This is a genomic window from Vibrio azureus, from assembly GCF_002849855.1.
GTDB classification, from domain to species: domain Bacteria; phylum Pseudomonadota; class Gammaproteobacteria; order Enterobacterales; family Vibrionaceae; genus Vibrio; species Vibrio azureus.
The window spans coordinates 1439306-1458164 of sequence record NZ_CP018616.1; the positions used below are offsets into that span (position 1 = coordinate 1439306).

Here is an 18859-nt window from a genome sequence, read left to right on the forward strand (position 1 = left end):
GAGCGATGAAGTTCACGGGTTATGAGGGTAGATATTATCAAGTGGTAGGTGAATGCTCTCATTGTGCCACGGCATTTTTTTAAGGAATAATGAGGGAGAATGCTGTATGTATCCCGCGTTGTAACTGGCGTTAACCGTTGGCTCCACATCAGGACAGCGATGGCTAGTAATGTATTCCAATGCTGCAGATAATAACCCTTCCTTAGGGTCTCCCAATAGCTGGGTAAGGTCATCACTAACAAGGCAACCTTCGACAAGATTATCTAAACCAGTATTTGCTGATACCTGGTTCTTGTCAGTTGGAATGAACCCGTCGTCAAACTGATAGAAACCTTTGGCATTGACGGATTGAAACTGTACGGTGAAATACATATTGCCACAGTTCTGCTCGGGAACAAAACCATAAGGCTTGCCCAGAGTTGGTAAGCCAATCTGTATGACATCAATATCCACCCCTCGAAGGCCGTTGATTAATAATTCACTTGCAGAGGCGGTTTGTGCAGAAGTGAGGACAAATAGCCGTTGTGTATTGAGCGATGGTAAAAATGACTGAGTAGGCCGGTTGTTTTCCCAATCGATTTGGCGGTCGATAAAATGGTATTGATTGTGCCCCTCTTGAGTGATGTGGACCATTTTGTCGTTATATATTAGTTCAGCAAAAAGAGAGGCTTCACCTTTACCACTGATCATATGAGCCACCTGAGCAGATTGACCGATTAAGCCACCTCCGTTATAGCGTAAATCAATGATCAGCTCGTCGATGTTTTGCTCTTTGAAAAGAGTAAATGCCTCAATTAATGGTGTTTGAGCATGACTGACAAACGCATTAAATTGCATGTAGCCAATATATTTGTCTTGCAGGGGAATAACTTTAACGTTACGAACAGGCGTTGTTATCACTTCTGTGACAGTTAAAGTGACAACCTTTGGATGAGATTCGGTAGACTGGAACATAAACGTTACCGCTTGGTTTAAATCAGGGGCACTCAGAACTTGATTAATCAACATCAGTTCCTCTTCGACTTCAGTGTTCACCACATCGATGCCGTTTATTTCTAATAATTGGTCCCCTCTAACAACCCCCCCCAATGAAGCTGGGGAATGATTATCTGTGTAAGCAATTCTAATGTCTCTTGGAGGTTGATTATGTAAGGTCTTAAAGTGGAACCCAAACCCAGCTTTTAGCCCTTTTATTTGAGCCTTCATGTAGTCGTCGTAAGAAGCTATATAATGAAAGCGATCTTTGAAACGGCCTTGAGGTGTTTTGGCTGAAGTGATCAAAGAAGCAAAATAATGAGCGACGGTGTCATAAGTCTGAGGATCTGTATCGATGACTTCGTCGTACCAAAGATAGGTTTCGTGGTTAAATGCTCTGAGATACATCTTTTCCGAGAAAGTGGAACCATAACGATCAGGGTAAAACTTGCCATTGAAAGGGTCTGTACCCATTCTGGGTTCGTTACATTGATGTTTGAGCTGGTAAGAAGGGGTGGAGAAATCATCCATCGACCAAGACAGATCTGGGGAAGTGCTCTCTTTACATCCCCAAATGAATGCGAAGGGTAATACAATTGAGAGTAGTTTAAGTGAATTAGGTTTGAACGACAATGGCAGATCCAAGCAAAAGGAACATAATTATAATTGTGGGTGGTAAGACAAAAAAAAGCCAACAATTCCAGTTGTCAGTAATGTTCAAACTTAACCTTAAACTAGGTTATCAAGGTGATCTTGATACTCTTCAGCGCTTACCATATTACCCAACGCGGTTTCGAGCACTACCATTAATTCGAGGTAAGCCTTGGTGGTACCAAATGCTTGATAAAAGTGTGACAAGTTTTTCTCAGCAGAGGGGTATTCTTCATTTTCCAACTGAAGCTTCGCTAACTGAAGTAAAGACACTGGACGATATGGATCATGATCAATTGCGCGGCGAAAATTGTATTTCGCTTTCTCAGTCTTACCTGCCTTTAAAGCGCATAGGCCTGCGTTTTCATAGCTGTTCGGTACAAGCGAGTAGTCAGGTTGAGTAATTGCTTTGTTAAACATACTATCCGCTGCATCATATTGGTTTTTCTTACACAAAAAAGTGGCATAGTTATGTAATACATGACCATTTTTGTAATTTGTGTTCAGCGCAGACTGGTACATCTTGTTAGCTTTATGTTCATCACCGACACGTTCATAATAATGCGCCATAGATAGCTGTGCTCGATAATAGTTAGGTGCGTAGATAAGCGCTTGCTGAAAATTTTGATAAGCACGAATCATATTACCTTGTTGAAGGTAACCAACACCAAGATTAACTCTTGATTCAGATAATTGAATTGGGTCGGCGACCTTTTGTGTTTGCCCATTTGTTACGGTAACGCAACCAGTGATGAACAACGAGGTTGTATAGGTAAAGATCGTGCGTAAACTATTGAATAGATAAATTATTTTTTTATTGGGGGTCATGACCAATTCTGTCTATGTTCATATGTAAGTTTCTATTTTTATAAAGGTGGCCTATCAATAAGTAACCTAATGATTCTAAGTGAAAAATGCATTTTTAAAATAGAAAAACTGCGAGTCAGTTTGCAAAGTTAACAAAAAAGCCTTTGAAAAATAATGTATTTTTCAAATTTAATTGAATTTATATTGATGTTGATTATTAGCATCATGACAACAAGCATTAATTAAAAGTTAAATTTAATATTAAATAAAATTATTTTTTTGTTAAATGTCACACTTATGATCATTTATAATGATGCAAATAAATATAATAATTTTTTTGTTTCTTTGATGAAAAATATAATCCAATAATTATATTGTTTTTTTGAATTTCTATAAATTAATTTTAAAATATTTATTTTTACTTTGAAAGTTGATATAAAAAAGGGGATTTATTGCTTTTTTAGTATTTAAAAATAATTATGTAAATTGAACATAGAGGTCTGAGTGAATAGATTTATATTAATTTCCTTATTCATTAACAGTACGGTTTTATTCGCAGATGAATGTCCGATTACAATACAACTCACAAACTTTGAGCCCAAAAGTTGTTATTATCAATATAATGAAGAAAGTTGTAATGATGTGTGTGAAGCATCCGAATTAGATCATGACTTACAATGTTTTAAGACCATTGATGTGCCATGTAGTGTGAAAGATATTATTTTAGATAGTGTCGACGCATATGAAGAAAATTTGGGAGTAAAGTGGGTCCACATAACTCAGATATTAAAAAGTAAAAATATAATTGATCAACTGTTTCCTCAAGGAACAGTTATTCATCAGGATATGTATGAAAAACTTTATAACTTTCACACTATTCAAAGAAAAACAGAAAAAAATAGCAAAGCAAGTCTTGAATTTAAAAAAATGATGTTTAGGTTGAGAAGAATTAGAAAAGTAGAGAATCTAACTGATGGTTTAAATCAAACTGCTTTATTCAACCGATATTCATTAGCTTTACATTTAGAGAAAGAAGTAAACGATGAGTATAATAATGTAATTTCCAAAGTGTCTAGCTATCCATTTTATAACTCAAATGAAGTTGAGAATATCCTTTCAGAACTAGAGTTAATAAAGAATAACAATTTGATGTTCTGGAACTTACTGAAAAATATAGATAAAAAACTTGTTATAGAAAGTAAGTATAAAAAATTAAATAAGAGGCTTAATAGACTTACCAATCGGATAAATAAACTGAGAGTAGATAAGAGGCAGAAATTTTTCCAAAAAGTAAATATTGACTTTTTAGAAGCAAATATTTCAATGTTTTGGTGTGGTGAAGTCTCTAAAGAAGTATGCATTCAGCCGTTAAATCAGGTAGATCCACCTTTATTCTACAATGGCGTTGACCAACAATTAACATATTTTGAAGATAAGCTTTTTATGATTGAGGGAGAATTAAACACCTATGAATTGAGTGCAAATTATGATGGAGAATCTAGCCAGAATGATGAAGATCCAAAAATAAATATCTCTGGTTTTTTGGAGGAAAAGCTGTCTAATTACATGAATAATTCTACAAATAATAACTTAAGTTACTTAGAAGCGGCGATTAATGTAGCATTTTTATCTATCAATCGTGATGGAAATACTATTTTTGATGAATTAAACAATAATTCGGAAGCTGAATTTATTGGTCGAGTTTACACACATCCTATTGAAAATGAACCTCTATGGTTATGCGATGATTATTTAAAAACAGAACCTGAAATAAAATCTCTGAGTATAAAAAGTGTAGAAGTAATTAAAGATTTAAAGAGAGTAATGCAAGAGATTAGACTACAAGGACATAACCAAGATCTGAAGTTACGAATTTTTCAATTGGTGAATGAAAAAAATAAGCTATTAAAAAGATTAGAATCATTAAAAGCAATAAATAATTTCAAAAAAGACAGAGAGATAAATGTATTTTGGCGTTTAAATAATGATACAACAAAGTTTAGTGAAGAAATTAAAAATGTTGATATTTTATATTTGTCCATGAACGGAGTACATTGGATACCTAGCTTTTATAATGAGATACAGGCGTTAACAGGTGTTAAAGAACTAGGAACGATGAGAGGAAGTTTCTTACCAAGTGGGAGTGGTGAAATTTCTACCATGAATACAATAAAAATGAAACTTGAAAAGTCTGCCTATCGAGCTTGTACAAACGATGATAATGAAATAAAGATGATCATTTCCGTAACTAATAATCAAGGTAAAGTAAATCAATATACTTTAACAGCAAATATAAATAATAGGAACTTTCAATGAAATTTAAAATGCTATTTTTATTCTCTCTAATTATATCAGCCAGTAAATCTTTTTCAGGGGAAGTCATCTTTAGTGCGGAGAGGGACTGTAAAAGGGTTGAAATGTCGAATGGAACTCGATTCACACCAAAATGTAAATTTGATCCAGAAAAAACCATTACACCTAATTACCTTAAAGAAAACACTAAGTTTAAAGATCTTAGTTACAAGACAAAGTTAGAGTATAACTTTACATGTGAGTCACTTAGGCCCCTTAATCTAAACTTTTCAATGTATGATAGTAAAAGAGAAAAGTTAAATATCAGTGTATCTGCTGATCGTATAGAGAAGAATCAATTTGCAACGGTAAACCATAAATATGAGCAATTAAAAGTGAAATTCAATCGAATGGATGGGCTTTCAGGTTTTCAAGTTATGAAACCTGGATGTTTAATGGTAGTTGATAGTATTACATCATATCCAGACCCTTATTCAATTAATACATATATAGATGGTCTAAATACACGTGATAATTGGATCGCTTTTTTGTTAAGTAGTACAGCTCCATCATCAAACTATATAACGGTAAGGCATACTTTAGAGATGACAATTAATTTCTTGAAAAGATTTGCTCAAAATAGTGATGATTTTCTGGATAGAATTGAAGCTGAAGGATTAGTAAGTAAATTAGAACAAGCACAAGAGGAACTATACGTAAGTTGTGAAAGTGGTGAACTTAATTACTGCAGTCAAGAGATACAGAGAGTACTTGTTATATTTAGATTGGAAGATTCTAAGGTGAAAAGATCAAAACAGGAGGTGAAATTATTTATAGAAAAACAAATAAGGTGGTTGGAAAATAATGGAAATATATTAGATGAAGATTTGAAAGAGTTAAAAGATATACACAATAAGCTCTAATAGATTTAAAATAAGGAATAATTTGTGAAACAAAATATTTTGAAGGTAGCGATTGTTACCGCACTTGGCCTATGCCACAGTAGTGCTAACTCAATGCCTGATACCACGAAAGGCGATCCACTTAGTAAATTGGGTATTGAGCTCCCATCAAGTATCGGTAATGTCGTACCAGATCATGAGAATCGGAACACGCTTCATGTTGGCCCTGCAAATGTTAAAGAAATCAAAGGGGATTATACGGAGCTAGATAGCAGTGGTGCTATGTGTTCAGATTATTTAAATATGAGACGCCAGACATATACGATGCCGCTAACTGCTGAAGAAAAGCAAAGGGCTAGTGATAATGGTGAATACATCAGTAACTATTTTCAAATAACTTATTCAATCGCTAATCAAAATACTGACATGTTGAATATTATTAAAGAAAATAGAGCCAAAGTAAGGGCCGCTGGTTTAGAAAATAGAGATAGAATTGCAAAATTTAAAAGCCTTGAAAGCTTATGGTTTGAGTACACTCAAGAAAAAAGCGAAATTGAAAATGATCTCAAGGATATAGAAACAAAAAGGAACGGTGAGTTTCTTAGTTTAACGAGTGAAAAATCCAACAAGATAACAAATTGTGTATCGGCAAACACGAGTGATACAACTAAAATGCTTTCCTGTATTCAGGATGCTAATAGTGAATACTCATCAAAGTTATCAGCATTAAATGCAAAGTACGATAATCGTATTAATTCGCTTTCATCGAATTTATCTGAAGTGAAGAGAAATAAAGATTCTATTAGAGGCGAGTATTATGCTGAGAAGGCTTATCAGGAAGCAAATGCACAAGAGTTAGAGTTAATTCAGGATGATATAAAGTTTGCTTCAGCTATTGTAAAGGCTCAGCAAGATGTTGTGAAATTCTCATTCAATATAGAAAAAGAAACACTCAAAGAAGAAGAAAGTAAAATTGTTGGACGTGCAACAGCGGGATATAATCTTTATCACAATGAAGCAAAAGACTTGAAAAATATACTTGCAAAGTCTGGAAAATCTTACTTCGATGTAAAACAGCTTGAAGTGTTCAATATTCGGTTAAATTCTGGCGTGACTGTTGATAACTTTAAGGTTAAATCAAGCGGAGTACCACTTTACCATCAGAATGTGATTACTTATCCAGCTGACACTTTGGTCAAAAAGGATGCGCTAGATGTATGGGAGATGCCTTTTGAGCGCTTAGAAAGTGACGAACGTCCAAAACAATTGAGTTTTAAAGCAATGGATGAAAAAGCCTTTGGTTCTGGTGGCTTCGTTTTCTATGTAACAAAAGGGGCACGCTGTGGTGAATATAAACACAGTATGGAAACAAGCTACTCGTCAAGCTCAGGAAGTTCTAAACCTGTTTCTTGGACTGTAGAAGAGAGCTATTACCAGCCTTTGGATAATCAGGTCGTATTTACACAGCCGGTTGGCTTATCTTACAGCTATTATGCTTATCCAGGAAAAGTGAGTGGTTTCTGTACAATCAATGTTGATCGTATGAATAGCTATTGGAGAAATGCGGGGAGCAGCCGAAGATGGAGTTGGTTTAGAACTAAAACGAAGTCTTGGGATGAAGTTAAAACCACTGCTCGAGACAATATGGGAATGCACTGTAGTCTAAAAGTGAAACCTCAAGGAGCAAATCCAAGTGAATCTCGTGAAATGGCTGATAGCTTTGAGCTTCAGATGTATAACGATATGTGGCAAATGTTCCTTGCTGTATACGCGGAAGAATATAAAGTTGAGGTCGTTGATAAAGACAATCCAGAACTAGAAACCAGCTCAGTTGGTAATGACATTGCTAAAGGTGTTATGGGTATCTGTCCTCAAAACTTATTCTGTCAAATAGGTGGCGTTGTTCTTAAAACACTTGATAGCCTTGGAGGTGGAAAAGCTCAAGGAACGACTTCTAGTACAAGTACCCAGTATGGAACAATTCGTAAGAGCTTTAACAAAGATTCGTATGTTATTAATGAGGGCAGTGCCTTAATTAATGTAAAAGTTTGCATTGACAAAAATAGATGTGATTAAGCGATAAAATTGCTGGAGATATTTCTCCAGCAATTTATTAAATTTAGGGATAATAAATGAAAATAAAAATAATTTTTTTTGCATCACTTCTATGTGGTTGTGCTTACTATGCTTTCTTTTATGAGAAAAGTGAAAAAATCATCAACGATATTAATCTAATTGATTCAAGTTCAGATGAGGTAGTTGAAATAGAAATAGGTGATGAAATAAATGAATCTTACAAAATAAATAATAGCATAGAGGTTAGGGATAACTTTAGAAAAAATGATGAAAATAAAATAGATAACGATACGTCTGAACAAACCTTTAAAATCAACTTAGAAGATGAAGGTTTAGATAACATTTCTAAAACAGAAGCAATGTCAGAAATTATAACGCACTTCCCACATCTAGAAGAGCCAATTAACCAGTATTTGGAAAAAGTAAGAGAACAAAAAAACCAAATAGATGAAATAAAGGAAATCATGGTGAAAAGAAATGATTCTTTTAAAAGTGGAGATAATGTTGAATGGTTAGATGAGCAGATTGAAAGAAAGCGAGAAGCCGCTTTAGCTCAGGCTGAATTACTAGGAAAAGAAGCGATGTCTATCAATGAGCAGATCAGAAGTGCAGCACGTGATTTTATTAATAATAGGTAGACAGGTTAATACCATTTATGACTAGAACTAAGAAAGCTATTTATTTTTTATTTATTATGTATTCAGGTTTTCTGAAGGCATTGGAATATGAAGACTCAGAATACAGTGATGACAGCATTCTTGTTATAATGAAGGGTGAACAGAAATTAATGGACTCATCATGTGGTAACTTATTAGATTTAATGTCTTCTTCAAGTGGAGAAAGTATTTATGATAAATCATTTATAAATAAAAAAGATATTGAGTTTAGTAAATCTGTTCTTGAGGATATGCAGTCAAAAATTTATTTTGGTAATGATCAATTTGATTTGGACTCGATAAAAACACATTATATAAATTATGGGTTTTACAGTATAGGTGATGGGAGTATAGAGTCTGATATAGAACCATCAAAAATAAGCCTTGTAGGGCAATGCGAAATTATAGACTCCGTGCTAATCTCAAATAGTCATTTAAATGTCAAAGTTGATCCTAAAGTAACCGAATGGAAATCGAATCAAGCGGTAGAAAATCAGGAGAAATATGATAATATACCCTACGATTTCTTAAAAAATTCATATGGTTTTGATGGAATAGGCTTTGGTGACCATATAAAATCAGGGATATGGCTACATTACCCATATAGCTTACCCATGGAAGAATCTAGAATTAATGACTCCATTGCACTTCTTTGGGACTTTGAAGAGATACAGATAAATAATTCAATGCTTACAATAATTCCAGACTCCGTTGAAAAGCGGGTTTATCAGGGGTGGTCTGATTCATGCAAGCCCATTGAAATTACATTTTCACTATATTCCGATTTCAGTAATGCTGATCGTTCCATTGTCTCCAAAGATGACTCTTGTTTTAGTAATGATCACTTTATTAAATCTATAAAAAATAATTACCATATTGAAAATCAAGTTTTATTAAGGTTACTTAGTGAATCAGAAACACTCAATGAATCTTTTACCCCAATCGATCAATATGGTAAACCAATAAGATGCGATGAAAGAAATAAGTTTTCTAATTTTAGTTGCTCCAGAGAAGTTTTTAACTCTTTTAAAAATAGCTTTCGGGATTTCTTTTCAGGCAGGCAAGATCTGTATATTAAGATAAAATTTGATGACTTCATTACTAAGAAATACTTAATATCCTCATCAAATAATAGCATTACTGAACTTGAATCATTTCGAGAGTTGAAAGATATTGAGAGTAAAGGGTATGTGATTGAAAATCAGAGTTCCACTGAGACAGATAGCTCCACTGAGACAGATAGCTCCACTGATGTTGATAACGAAACCAATACGTCAGATACAGGAACAAGAGATGAGAATTCCACAGAATACATCAATATATTGCATGTTTCTGAATCGGTAGTTCAACCACACGAAGGAGCATTGGCCTGTCATGACCTAATGGAAAGAGTCAATTCAATGAATGTGCGACATCAACTTGGCATGGAAGGCCTCGATATTGAAAAACTCACATTTTCTAGTGCCTTAAATGACTCTGATGGGTACATTAATGTAGATGGAAAAAGTATTAAGGCGAACATTGTTTACGGTAAAAACTACGAATACAGAGTTATTCCTGTTCTAAAGGAATATTGGAATGCTCATCAAAACATATCGGGAGATATCTATTCTTATCCTATATCTGGTTTTTGTAGCCTGCCTGACCAAGTTCGTCTTTTCAATCCGAATGTAAGAGTCGACATTCCACAAAGCATGATTAGCTGGTCGTCATCAGAGGCAATTAATAACCAACATCACTACGATAACGAACCGAGTGAAGTATGGAAAACTTTATATGGTTATGATGGCCTTGGATTTGGTGAGTATGCCAAAGGAGGGATTTGGTTATCTTTTCCAAGAGAGGTATCAGGCTATATTTATAATATGGCTGAGTTAGCATTTCATTGGCAGTTTAAACAAGGAGAAGAGATCGATATCAATAATCTTCCTATTCCAAGTTCTATTAGTACTGTTATCGAAAATGATTGGTATAAAAATGCTTCAAACATTAGCTTGCGTATTGCATCAAATAGAAATTTTGTTAACTCAAGTGTAACGGTTGGTCGTTATATTAGGGATAATAACGCTCAATACTTTTTTCAGAAAAAGAGTTACCTAGATTTAGGTTATGACTTTGAAAGTGGATTTATTGATAAGCTAAGACAAGCAGATAAGATCAACACAACCATGTTTTTAAGAGACAGTTATAATCGGCAAGTTATTTGTGATCGAGAAGATCTCGTATCTTTAGATGGATGCAGTCAACCTATTGTACTGAGCTTTGAACCTATCTTAAGGGGTTTCATGCTTGGCGAGCATAATCTTTATGTTGAAGTATCGTTTGACGATAATGTAATGAAATATTTTGAAGTTAGTAAAATAGATGGTTCTATTAAAGACCTTCATTAGATGGTGCAGGTCACAGTCAAAAAAGTAACTCAATGAAATGGTTAAACATGAATAGATATATATTAAAGCTAATTTTTTTAATGACTCCAGCAATAACTATTATGAACGACAGTGTCGCATCTCCTGATGAAATTTATGCCACTAAAGTGAGCGGTAATTTTGTTTCTGGGATGGAGTATGATTTTTTGCCTCGCTTAACAAGTGAAAAAAGCACACTTTTCACGATAGATGTCATTGATTCTCCACCAAAAGAGGCTCAAATTACAGTGTACTCGCCAATTTTTGCCGCTGGCAGAGAGGTGTGTGGTGCTCCGCCTGTGGATAGAGATAAATCGATACCTTGTATGAAGGGACCAGACAGTGTATCAGTCATACTTGATTGTCATGATAATAACGGAGAAATAATTTACAGTGACTCAGAAACTTACAGGGGTCATCAAGGACGATTTCCTCTCTATTGGGTCACTGATATAAACAACTTTGAACAATGTGATTTATTGAAGCTTCATATAGAATCATCGGCTGACTTCTTCGGAATATTATCGCAAACCAATGTGAAAATATTAGAAAGTTTTTAAGGAATTTATAATGATTAAATTCAGTCGGTTGAAAGTATTTTTACTTTGTCTACTTATAACTGATCTTGCATTTTCTAATCCATATCCACTTAAATCGTCATACATGGATGAAAACTATGAAGTGAGTTATATTGCTGGAGTAGAGTTCTTGTTTGACGGAATTAACAGTGAACAAGAAATACTCATCGAAGATTGGAATAGAGGCTTACGTTGGCCATATCGAACTGGACAACTACCGGGAGACCCACCGGAAGTTGTGAATATGGAAATTGATACACCTATAAACATTGAAGTGGACTGGCGTTACGAACCAAGCATAAATATTGTTTTTGAATGCATCGATAGTATTAATAATCAAAATGTACTTATTAAAACAAAAAAAATCGACAACCTTTATGATGGAGAGCGTTCTCTTAATTATTCTTTTGAAGATGTGTATATAAAAAACTGTACAGATTTTAGAGTGATGATTAGGCCTTCCCGGGGAGTACGTTACTATGAGACAGGTCCGATACGAGTGAGGTTCTTAGAATCTTTTTGATTAAGTTTCTTGCATACCAAGCTTATTCCCAAGTAACCTTAAGATACTTAATTTAGGCTATCTTTAGGTTACTTGGGGGACCATTCTTAATTTTTAGAAAGATGCATCTTTTGGCGGGTTATGCCATTGGTTAATCATGCGTAAATGCTGCTTCGCTGAAGTGTTCCAGATCGTATGGTGTTTGTTGGTAAACACAGTAGTTCAACCAGTTTGAAAATAATAAGTGACCATGACTTCGCCAGCTAGCGACCGGTGAATTATCTGGATTATTATTTGGATAATAGTTAACGGGTATAGCTGGTTCCATTCCTTCACCTAGATCACGCATATATTCACCATGTAAGGTTTGGGCGTCGTATTCAGGGTGACCTGTGACAAAAACATTACGTTTATCTTTAGTTGCTGCTAAGTAGACACCAGCCACATCAGACGTTGCAAGTATATCAAGATCAGTATGTTGTTCTAGAAAAGCAGGGGAGAAGTCCGCGTATCTCGAATGCGGTGCTAAGAAAGAATCATCAAAACCACGTAAAATAGGGTGATAGGGGTGATGAATTTGATGATGATAAACACCAGAGAGCTTTTCTTTACGAGTTTTCTTTGGTAGATCATACAACAATTTAAGCCCTGCTTGTGCTGCCCAACATACGTAAAGTGTCGACGTTACATGTTGCTTTGCCCACTCCATGATGGTTTTAAGGTGATCCCAATAGATAACATCTTCAAACTGAACTAACCCCAGTGGCGCACCGGTAATAATTAATCCATCAAAGTTCCTATTTTTAATGGTTTCGAATTGACGATAAAAAGTATCAAGGTGCTCTGTTGGCGTATTTTTACTCGGTCGGTCATCAATTCGAAGTAACTCGACGTTCACTTGGAGTGGGCTGTTAGAGAGTAAGCGAAGAAATTGTGTTTCAGTCTCTATTTTCTTAGGCATTAAGTTCAGGATTAATACACGCAAAGGTCGGATTTCTTGGCTTGCAGCACGACTTTCACTCATGACGAAGATATTTTCGGTCTTCAATACGTCACTAGCAGGAAGCTGATCGGGAATTCTGATGGGCACGTTATCTCTCCTTGTTAAAATTTAGACGTCCATATGTCTAAACCTAACTTAAATACCGTGAGATGTCGATAAGAATGTTAAAAGTGTGTACCGTTGCCATGCATGACTTCGGTGAATATCGTTAACTTTACACCCAATTGACTTTTAGCTCCATGAGGTAACTTGGGTATAAAAAAGCTGGGTATAAAACAAGCCACTCGGTTTAAGCAGCTTGTTTTTGTGGTTTCACATTTACCGCATTAAAGATAACGTGAACGTAAATGATCTTTAAAGTAAAGTGGATTAAGCGCTTCACCTGTAGCCTGCTTAACCAGATCATGGGTTTCTAATAAGCTTCCTTTACTCCAAATATGGCTTTCTAACCAATTGAAAATCGGAGTGAGATCGCCAGTTCTGATGATTGCATCCACATCCACTGTTTTCTTCATTGAAGCCATAAATTGAGCAGCGTACATGGCTCCCAGCGTGTATGAAGGGAAGTACCCAAAAGCACCATCTGTCCAATGGATGTCTTGCATACACCCGTTTTTGTCGTTGCCTTTGGAAGAAATCCCCAGATACTGTTGCATTTTTAAGTCCCAAAGCTCAGGTACATCAGAATGTTTGACTTTACCATTGATCAGATCACGCTCGATTTCGTAACGTAAAATAACGTGGGCAGGGTAAGTCAGCTCATCTGCATCGACACGGATGAAGTCTTTTTTAACTCTAGTGTAGAGCTTTTGAAAGTTAGTATTTGAGAAAAGCGCTGCATCATGACCAGTAAAATGCTGGCTTGCAAGATGAGCTAAGTGCTCGATGAAAGCATCACTTCGACCGACTTGCATTTCAAAGAAGAGCGATTGAGATTCATGAATACCCATCGAGCGCGCTTGGCCAGACGGTAAACCAGATAATGCTTTTGGTAGCCCTTGTTCATAGCGAGCGTGACCCGTTTCATGCACAATTCCCATTAATGATTGAACAAACTCTTTCTCATCATATCGAGTGGTAATCCGTACATCACTTGGCACACCGCCACAAAAAGGGTGCACACTTTCATCCAAACGGCCGTGATTAAAGTCAAATTGAAGTAACTTCATGACATCAAGGCCTAGTGCTTTTTGTTTGCTTGCTTCAAAAATGCCTTTGGGCTCGAGAAAGTGTTCAGCGGCTTGTTTATCGATGACTTGGTTAATGAGATCTGGAAGCCAAGTTTTAACATCACTGAAGAGCCTATCTAATCCAGCCGAAGTGGTTCTAGGTTCGTACAGTTCTAGCATGGCATCGTAGGGAGAAAGTCCATTTGCTTCAGCCCTAATTTGTGCCTCCTCTTGCGACAATGTCACTACTTCGGCCCAGTTTTTTTCAAAGCCTTGCCAATCATTGTTGGTTCTTTGAGTTCGCCAAGCATGCTCACATTTTGAGCCTGCAAGAGATTTGGCTTGTACCAAGCTTTCTGGTAAGACATTTGCTTGCTGCCATTGACGTTTTAACTCGCGAAGTGTTGCTTGTTCTTCAATATTGAGTGGCTCGAGTTCTGCTTCTGCAAACCAGTCTTGTAGCTGAGGTTGAGTTTGCAGGCTATGAATATGTACTGAAAGTTCAGCCATGGCTTCAGAGCGAGCTTGACTGCCTCCACTGGGCATGACCGCAGCTTGGTCCCAACCGACCATAGCTGAGAGATGATTAAAGTGGGACACCTTTTGCGAGTGTCGAATTAGCTTTTGAAATGCGCTCATATAACAATCCCTATGCTTTGCGATTTTCGATGACATTATCATTGATATTGCATCAAGATGCTTTGAGTCAAGTGACTTTGAGTCACTTGAGTATAACTTTCTGTTACTATGTCTATTGCTTATTTGAAGTGCAAAAATGTTTGAACAAGAACGCTTGTTCTGGAACAGGTATTTTTAGGTCATTTGGGTTGACATGAGTATAGTGACTCAATTTAAATAACTCGGCAAGCCACTCATAAAAGAAGTAAGAAGAGAGTATCTTTAGATGCGTTTATTGTTTCGTTTTACGATCATTTTAATTGCTTTTATAGCAATCTTATTAGGTACTATGGCTTGGAAGATGACGCCTCAGCAAGAGTTTTTAAGTCGAGGTATGCAATGGAAATGGCATTGGGAATATTTCATACCTTTTAGTAATGGGATTCAAGTGACGCGTACAAAAGATACAAGGCAGCTATTGTTAAGACGCGTCTACCTTGAAGAATCTGTTGCTGTTTTTTTAGGCACCACTCTGGATAATAAATTAGAAATAGACATCTTGGCTGAAGATCATTGTACTAAAGGGGATATTAAATGGATTGCATTATCAGTGAACCACAAGAAAAGATCTCACCGCCCAATGGAGTGTGAAACCTCAGGAGAGAGTTATTTATACCGATATATTGCGTCGAACATCAGCAGCATAGAGATTGGTATCAACGAGTTCTATATTCGAGAAGACTTTAATAATTGGCCAGCCCATGAACTAAAAGCTGATCAATTTAGGCAGCAGCACTCAACGTTTTTTAGGAACCAAGAAGGTCACAACGATGAGCGCTGGTTAAGGGATTGATTTTCAAAATCAGAAAACTAACGCCTTGCAAGTAAGGTTGTACGTTTTGTCCTATTATTATAGACAAGTGAGAAGTCTTTATTTCTGAACAAAAGAGTATACTCAATATTAACGGTTTCATCTTCTAGCAGTAAGTAGGGTGATAATACCGAATGATTCAAAAGCGCACGCACTTCTTCAAGGGAAAGTAGATTTATTTTTCCCAAGATTGAAAAATTTGAGTTTGCAAACGTTTCTAGTTCACCTTTAAAGCGCATAACAATGGGTTTGGAAAGTGAGGCATTGCTTAAAGAAGCGATATGAATGACCTTACCATTACGGATTTTTGTAACCCCCTCCATGCGGACAGGCTTGCTCGTCGAAAAAAGCTCGACGGAGCGTTGGTAAAACTCTGCTTCTTCAATGTTATGCTGATAGGGCAGCTGCCAGACTACGACTAAAAGAATAGATGAGATAAAGATTGCAAAATATGGCTTCACAGTTCCGTTTCCTTGATAAATTCTTTGATTTCGTTTGAAACTTGATCAAGTTGGCTCTCTTTGAAATAGATATTGATCGATTTTTTAGACTTTTTGCTTAACCACGCAAGGGTAGAGTAGTTTTCACTTCTATCAATGAAAACGGCACAATCACATTGGTTTTCAGAAAGAAAGGTCAGCATATTTTTATCTGGTTGTTGATCAATATCTTGGAAAACCTCCAACTTCCCTACCTGATAGTTTTTAATGTATTGCTTACCATCATGGTAACTCAGTTCAGTTTGAAATTTATTAAATCCAATGTAACTTGCTAGTATCAGCAAAGAGACTGAAATTGAATATAATGCCGTGTTTTTATGGGGCTTTAATTGGTTTGCAGTAGGTAGAAAGGCTTTAGGTTGAGGTTTGACAATATCGTGAATAGTTTGAGCTTCAGGCACTGTCTTTGAGACGGCAGAAGACTCTTTTTTATCAATGACGACATTGCTTGCTAATCGGTAACCAATTTTCGGAACAGTGATAATGGGTGACTCTTTTATACCCAATTTAATAAATGTCTGTCTCAGGACGCTGATACTCTTAGCGAGTGAGGTTTCTCCAATGTATTCGCTTTCCCAAGCATGTTGAATTATGAACTGTTTTTTTACCACATCAGGTGAGTGTTCAAGTAAGACGGAAAGAATTTGAGACTCTCGGTATCCTACTTTAATTGTTCTTATTGAATTGGATAATGTGTTTTTAATAGGGTCATATAAGATCATAAATTACTGTTTATATCCAATCACTGAAATTATTACTCATTTGGAAACCTTCAAATTGCATTAGGTTTTCGTGCATTAGAAGATTCTCATTTTATAATAAATATTAAATATTGATTCATTATATAAAATAAAACCATATAAGCTGTTTAGATGCAACTTTTGCCTTGATTGAATAGTTATTTATCAATACTGCTTCACAATACGGTGATTTTAAGCCCTAATGAAAAAGCCCAAAGAAATTTCTTTGGGCTTAAGTCCTATTCATTCAAAACGGGTTAAAGTTGTTTTTATGCATTAAGCTGTCTCGTCGGAACAGAGCTGAAGTTTGATGCGAAAAAGAGCTTTGTTTCTTGTAGTACGATGTGCCTTAGTGCAATTAAGCCAATTAAATTAGGAATTGCCATTAATCCATTGACGATGTCGGCCAGTATCCAAATGATATCTAAGTGGAGGAAAGCACCAGAAGCAACCAAACTTATAAATAAGAGTTTATAAGGAAGCACTGCCTTAGTGCCAAAAAGATAGACAACACATCTTTCACCATAATAATTCCAGCCTAGAATAGTGGTAAATGCGAAGAACATCAGTCCAATAGAGACAAGCATTGGGCCAAATGTTGGTGCATTAAGCCCAACAGAAAATGCATGAGTAGTCATGGCGGCACCAGAGAGATCAGTTTGCCAAGCCCCGGTCAGAATGAGAGTCAGTCCAGTCATGGTACAGATAATGATCGTATCAAAGAAGGTTCCCGTCATGGATATGAGACCTTGTTTTACACATGAGTCCGTCTTGGCAGCGGCGGCAGCCATTGGTGCACTTCCCAAACCAGATTCATTTGAAAACATCCCTCGAGAAATTCCCGATTGTATGGCAAGCATGATACTTGCTCCTAAAAAACCGCCAGTGGCAGCCGTTTGAGTAAAGGCAGAAACAAAGACTAATTTAACGGCATTGAGCAATTGTTCTGCATTCATAAAGAGAACACAGATACATGAAAGAACGTAAAAGAGCGCCATTGTTGGTACGACTTTACCCGCCACATTAGCGATAGATTGAATGCCTCCAAGCGTAACTACAGCAACGAGAATAGTAAGAATAAATGCTGCCAAATTACGATTTGCACCGAGAGAGATCTCGCTAGCATCTAAAATCGCATTGACTTGCGGAAAAGTACCTATACCAAAGCAAGCGACACCTAGAGCAAAAATTGCAAACATAACAGCAAGCCATTTAGAGCCCATACCGTATTCTAGATAATACATAGGGCCACCTGTCATTTGGCCATTTTCATCGGTACGGCGATATTTAACGGCGAGCAAACACTCCGCATACTTGGTTGCCATGCCAAATAACGCAGCCAACCACATCCAAAATAACGCACCAGGCCCACCGAGTTGTATTGCGGTAGCGACTCCAACGATATTACCTGTGCCTATTGTTGCAGATAAAGCCGTGCATAAAGCGGCAAAGCTTGAGACATCCCCTTGTTTACTTGACGATGTGTCTTTTTTAAATACCATCGCTAAAGCGGTCGGTAAATGTCTAAACTGAATCAGACCAAGTCGAAACGTAAAATAGATTCCGGTGCCCACAAGTAATAAGAGTAGTGGAGGTCCCCAAACGAAATCGTCAATGATTTGAAGTAAAAATTGTAAGTCTTGCATGATTTCCCCTTAATAAAACAACTAATAAGGAGAAGAGTGAAAGGCAGAGATTAAAACTCTCAAGCATAGCTAAGCTATCTAAGTTGGTGAGTGACCAAATATCGGTAATAGTTAGGTTGTTACTTTCCACTCCTCTGTCCTTTTGCCTGAGAGTTTCACTCGTCCAAGAGGATCGAGCTTGCTCCTTCGGCGACCGATTTAACGGTTCTCTCCAGAGGTTCCTCCAACGACAGTCCCTGCTACCGGGGTAGCACCTGAAATAGTTAATTCTTCGGCGGGTTAAACTAAATAGATGTTATTATTTAGTTGATAACCACTCTCCTGCAGTCTTCATCGGAACATTTACTCAAAAAAAGAGTAAAGGTAAGTTGATGATGCTGGTCATCATCAACTCGTGAAATGTATCATGTTTTGTTTTTATTTCAATAAATAAATGATATTTATACTCAAGCGCCTGAGTCAATT

The 18859-nt window shown here is 36.4% G+C and carries 15 protein-coding genes and 1 riboswitch; of the genes, 8 read left to right on the plus strand and 7 right to left on the minus strand.

What is annotated here, in order from left to right:
- Positions 1–12: 12 nt before the first annotated feature.
- On the minus strand, positions 13–1449 hold the full coding sequence (locus BS333_RS06600; RefSeq protein WP_158297032.1) for a S41 family peptidase: 1437 nt from the start codon (positions 1447–1449) through the stop codon (positions 13–15).
- A 255-nt stretch (positions 1450–1704) separates the two neighbouring features.
- Positions 1705–2454, minus strand: coding sequence for a type IV pilus biogenesis/stability protein PilW (gene pilW, locus BS333_RS06605; protein ID WP_021708459.1), 750 nt, complete (start codon positions 2452–2454; stop codon positions 1705–1707).
- A gap of 483 nt (positions 2455–2937) precedes the next feature.
- Here pilW and BS333_RS06610 point away from each other — a divergent pair, with 483 nt between their 5' ends.
- From BS333_RS06610 to BS333_RS06640, 7 genes are read left to right on the plus strand one after another with little or no spacing between them, the layout of a single operon-like run.
- Positions 2938–4749 carry a hypothetical protein gene (locus BS333_RS06610; protein ID WP_021708458.1) on the plus strand — a complete coding sequence of 604 codons (1812 nt, stop codon included), beginning with the start codon at positions 2938–2940 and terminating at the stop codon, positions 4747–4749.
- Positions 4746–5648, plus strand: a complete 903-nt coding sequence (locus tag BS333_RS06615; RefSeq protein WP_021708457.1) for a hypothetical protein — start codon at positions 4746–4748, stop codon at positions 5646–5648. The genes BS333_RS06610 and BS333_RS06615 overlap by 4 nt, the downstream gene beginning before the upstream one ends.
- Positions 5649–5672: 24 nt before the next feature.
- A complete protein-coding gene (locus tag BS333_RS06620) occupies positions 5673–7703 on the plus strand; it encodes a hypothetical protein (protein WP_021708456.1) in 2031 nt (676 codons plus the stop codon).
- A gap of 56 nt (positions 7704–7759) precedes the next feature.
- Positions 7760–8341 (plus strand): hypothetical protein, encoded by a 582-nt coding sequence (locus tag BS333_RS06625; protein WP_021708455.1) that lies wholly within the window; start codon positions 7760–7762, stop codon positions 8339–8341.
- 17 nt (positions 8342–8358) lie between these two features.
- On the plus strand, positions 8359–10749 hold the full coding sequence (locus BS333_RS06630) for a hypothetical protein (protein WP_021708454.1): 2391 nt from the start codon (positions 8359–8361) through the stop codon (positions 10747–10749).
- 32 nt (positions 10750–10781) lie between these two features.
- Positions 10782–11327 carry a hypothetical protein gene (locus BS333_RS06635; RefSeq protein WP_021708453.1) on the plus strand — a complete coding sequence of 182 codons (546 nt, stop codon included), beginning with the start codon at positions 10782–10784 and terminating at the stop codon, positions 11325–11327.
- A 10-nt stretch (positions 11328–11337) separates the two neighbouring features.
- Positions 11338–11868, plus strand: coding sequence for a hypothetical protein (locus tag BS333_RS06640; protein WP_021708452.1), 531 nt, complete (start codon positions 11338–11340; stop codon positions 11866–11868).
- A gap of 130 nt (positions 11869–11998) precedes the next feature.
- Here BS333_RS06640 and metA read toward each other — a convergent pair whose 3' ends face one another.
- On the minus strand, positions 11999–12937 hold the full coding sequence (metA, locus tag BS333_RS06645) for a homoserine O-acetyltransferase MetA (RefSeq protein WP_021708451.1): 939 nt from the start codon (positions 12935–12937) through the stop codon (positions 11999–12001).
- A 239-nt stretch (positions 12938–13176) separates the two neighbouring features.
- Positions 13177–14658, minus strand: coding sequence for a carboxypeptidase M32 (locus tag BS333_RS06650; protein ID WP_021708450.1), 1482 nt, complete (start codon positions 14656–14658; stop codon positions 13177–13179).
- 265 nt (positions 14659–14923) lie between these two features.
- Here BS333_RS06650 and BS333_RS06655 point away from each other — a divergent pair, with 265 nt between their 5' ends.
- Positions 14924–15490, plus strand: coding sequence for a hypothetical protein (locus BS333_RS06655; RefSeq protein ID WP_021708449.1), 567 nt, complete (start codon positions 14924–14926; stop codon positions 15488–15490).
- 17 nt (positions 15491–15507) lie between these two features.
- On the opposite strand, the gene BS333_RS06660 is transcribed toward BS333_RS06655, so the two are convergent.
- From BS333_RS06660 to BS333_RS06670, 3 genes are all read right to left on the minus strand, one after another.
- Entirely contained in the window at positions 15508–15969 is a 462-nt protein-coding gene (locus tag BS333_RS06660; RefSeq protein WP_021708448.1) for a hypothetical protein, read from the minus strand.
- Positions 15966–16730 (minus strand): winged helix-turn-helix domain-containing protein, encoded by a 765-nt coding sequence (locus BS333_RS06665; RefSeq protein ID WP_021708447.1) that lies wholly within the window; start codon positions 16728–16730, stop codon positions 15966–15968. Before BS333_RS06665 ends, BS333_RS06660 begins: the two co-directional genes overlap by 4 nt.
- A 287-nt stretch (positions 16731–17017) precedes the next feature.
- Positions 17018–18394, minus strand: a complete 1377-nt coding sequence (locus BS333_RS06670) for an alanine/glycine:cation symporter family protein (protein ID WP_021708446.1) — start codon at positions 18392–18394, stop codon at positions 17018–17020.
- Between the two features lie 124 nt (positions 18395–18518).
- Positions 18519–18619: riboswitch (glycine riboswitch) on the minus strand.
- Between the last annotated feature and the right edge of the window lie 240 nt (positions 18620–18859).

Bases quoted from the DNA above. Each gene is read 5' to 3' on its own strand.
- BS333_RS06670 (WP_021708446.1), bottom strand. From the start codon at position 18,394: ATGCAAGACTTACAATTTTTACTTCAAATCATTGACGATTTCGTTTGG.
- BS333_RS06655 (WP_021708449.1), top strand. From the start codon at position 14,924: ATGCGTTTATTGTTTCGTTTTACGATCATTTTAATTGCTTTTATAGCA.
- BS333_RS06640 (WP_021708452.1), top strand. From the start codon at position 11,338: ATGATTAAATTCAGTCGGTTGAAAGTATTTTTACTTTGTCTACTTATA.
- BS333_RS06650 (WP_021708450.1), bottom strand. From the start codon at position 14,658: ATGAGCGCATTTCAAAAGCTAATTCGACACTCGCAAAAGGTGTCCCAC.
- pilW (WP_021708459.1), bottom strand. From the start codon at position 2,454: ATGACCCCCAATAAAAAAATAATTTATCTATTCAATAGTTTACGCACG.
- BS333_RS06615 (WP_021708457.1), top strand. From the start codon at position 4,746: ATGAAATTTAAAATGCTATTTTTATTCTCTCTAATTATATCAGCCAGT.
- BS333_RS06630 (WP_021708454.1), top strand. From the start codon at position 8,359: ATGACTAGAACTAAGAAAGCTATTTATTTTTTATTTATTATGTATTCA.
- BS333_RS06665 (WP_021708447.1), bottom strand. From the start codon at position 16,730: ATGATCTTATATGACCCTATTAAAAACACATTATCCAATTCAATAAGA.
- BS333_RS06625 (WP_021708455.1), top strand. From the start codon at position 7,760: ATGAAAATAAAAATAATTTTTTTTGCATCACTTCTATGTGGTTGTGCT.
- BS333_RS06635 (WP_021708453.1), top strand. From the start codon at position 10,782: ATGAAATGGTTAAACATGAATAGATATATATTAAAGCTAATTTTTTTA.
- BS333_RS06600 (WP_158297032.1), bottom strand. From the start codon at position 1,449: ATGGGTACAGACCCTTTCAATGGCAAGTTTTACCCTGATCGTTATGGT.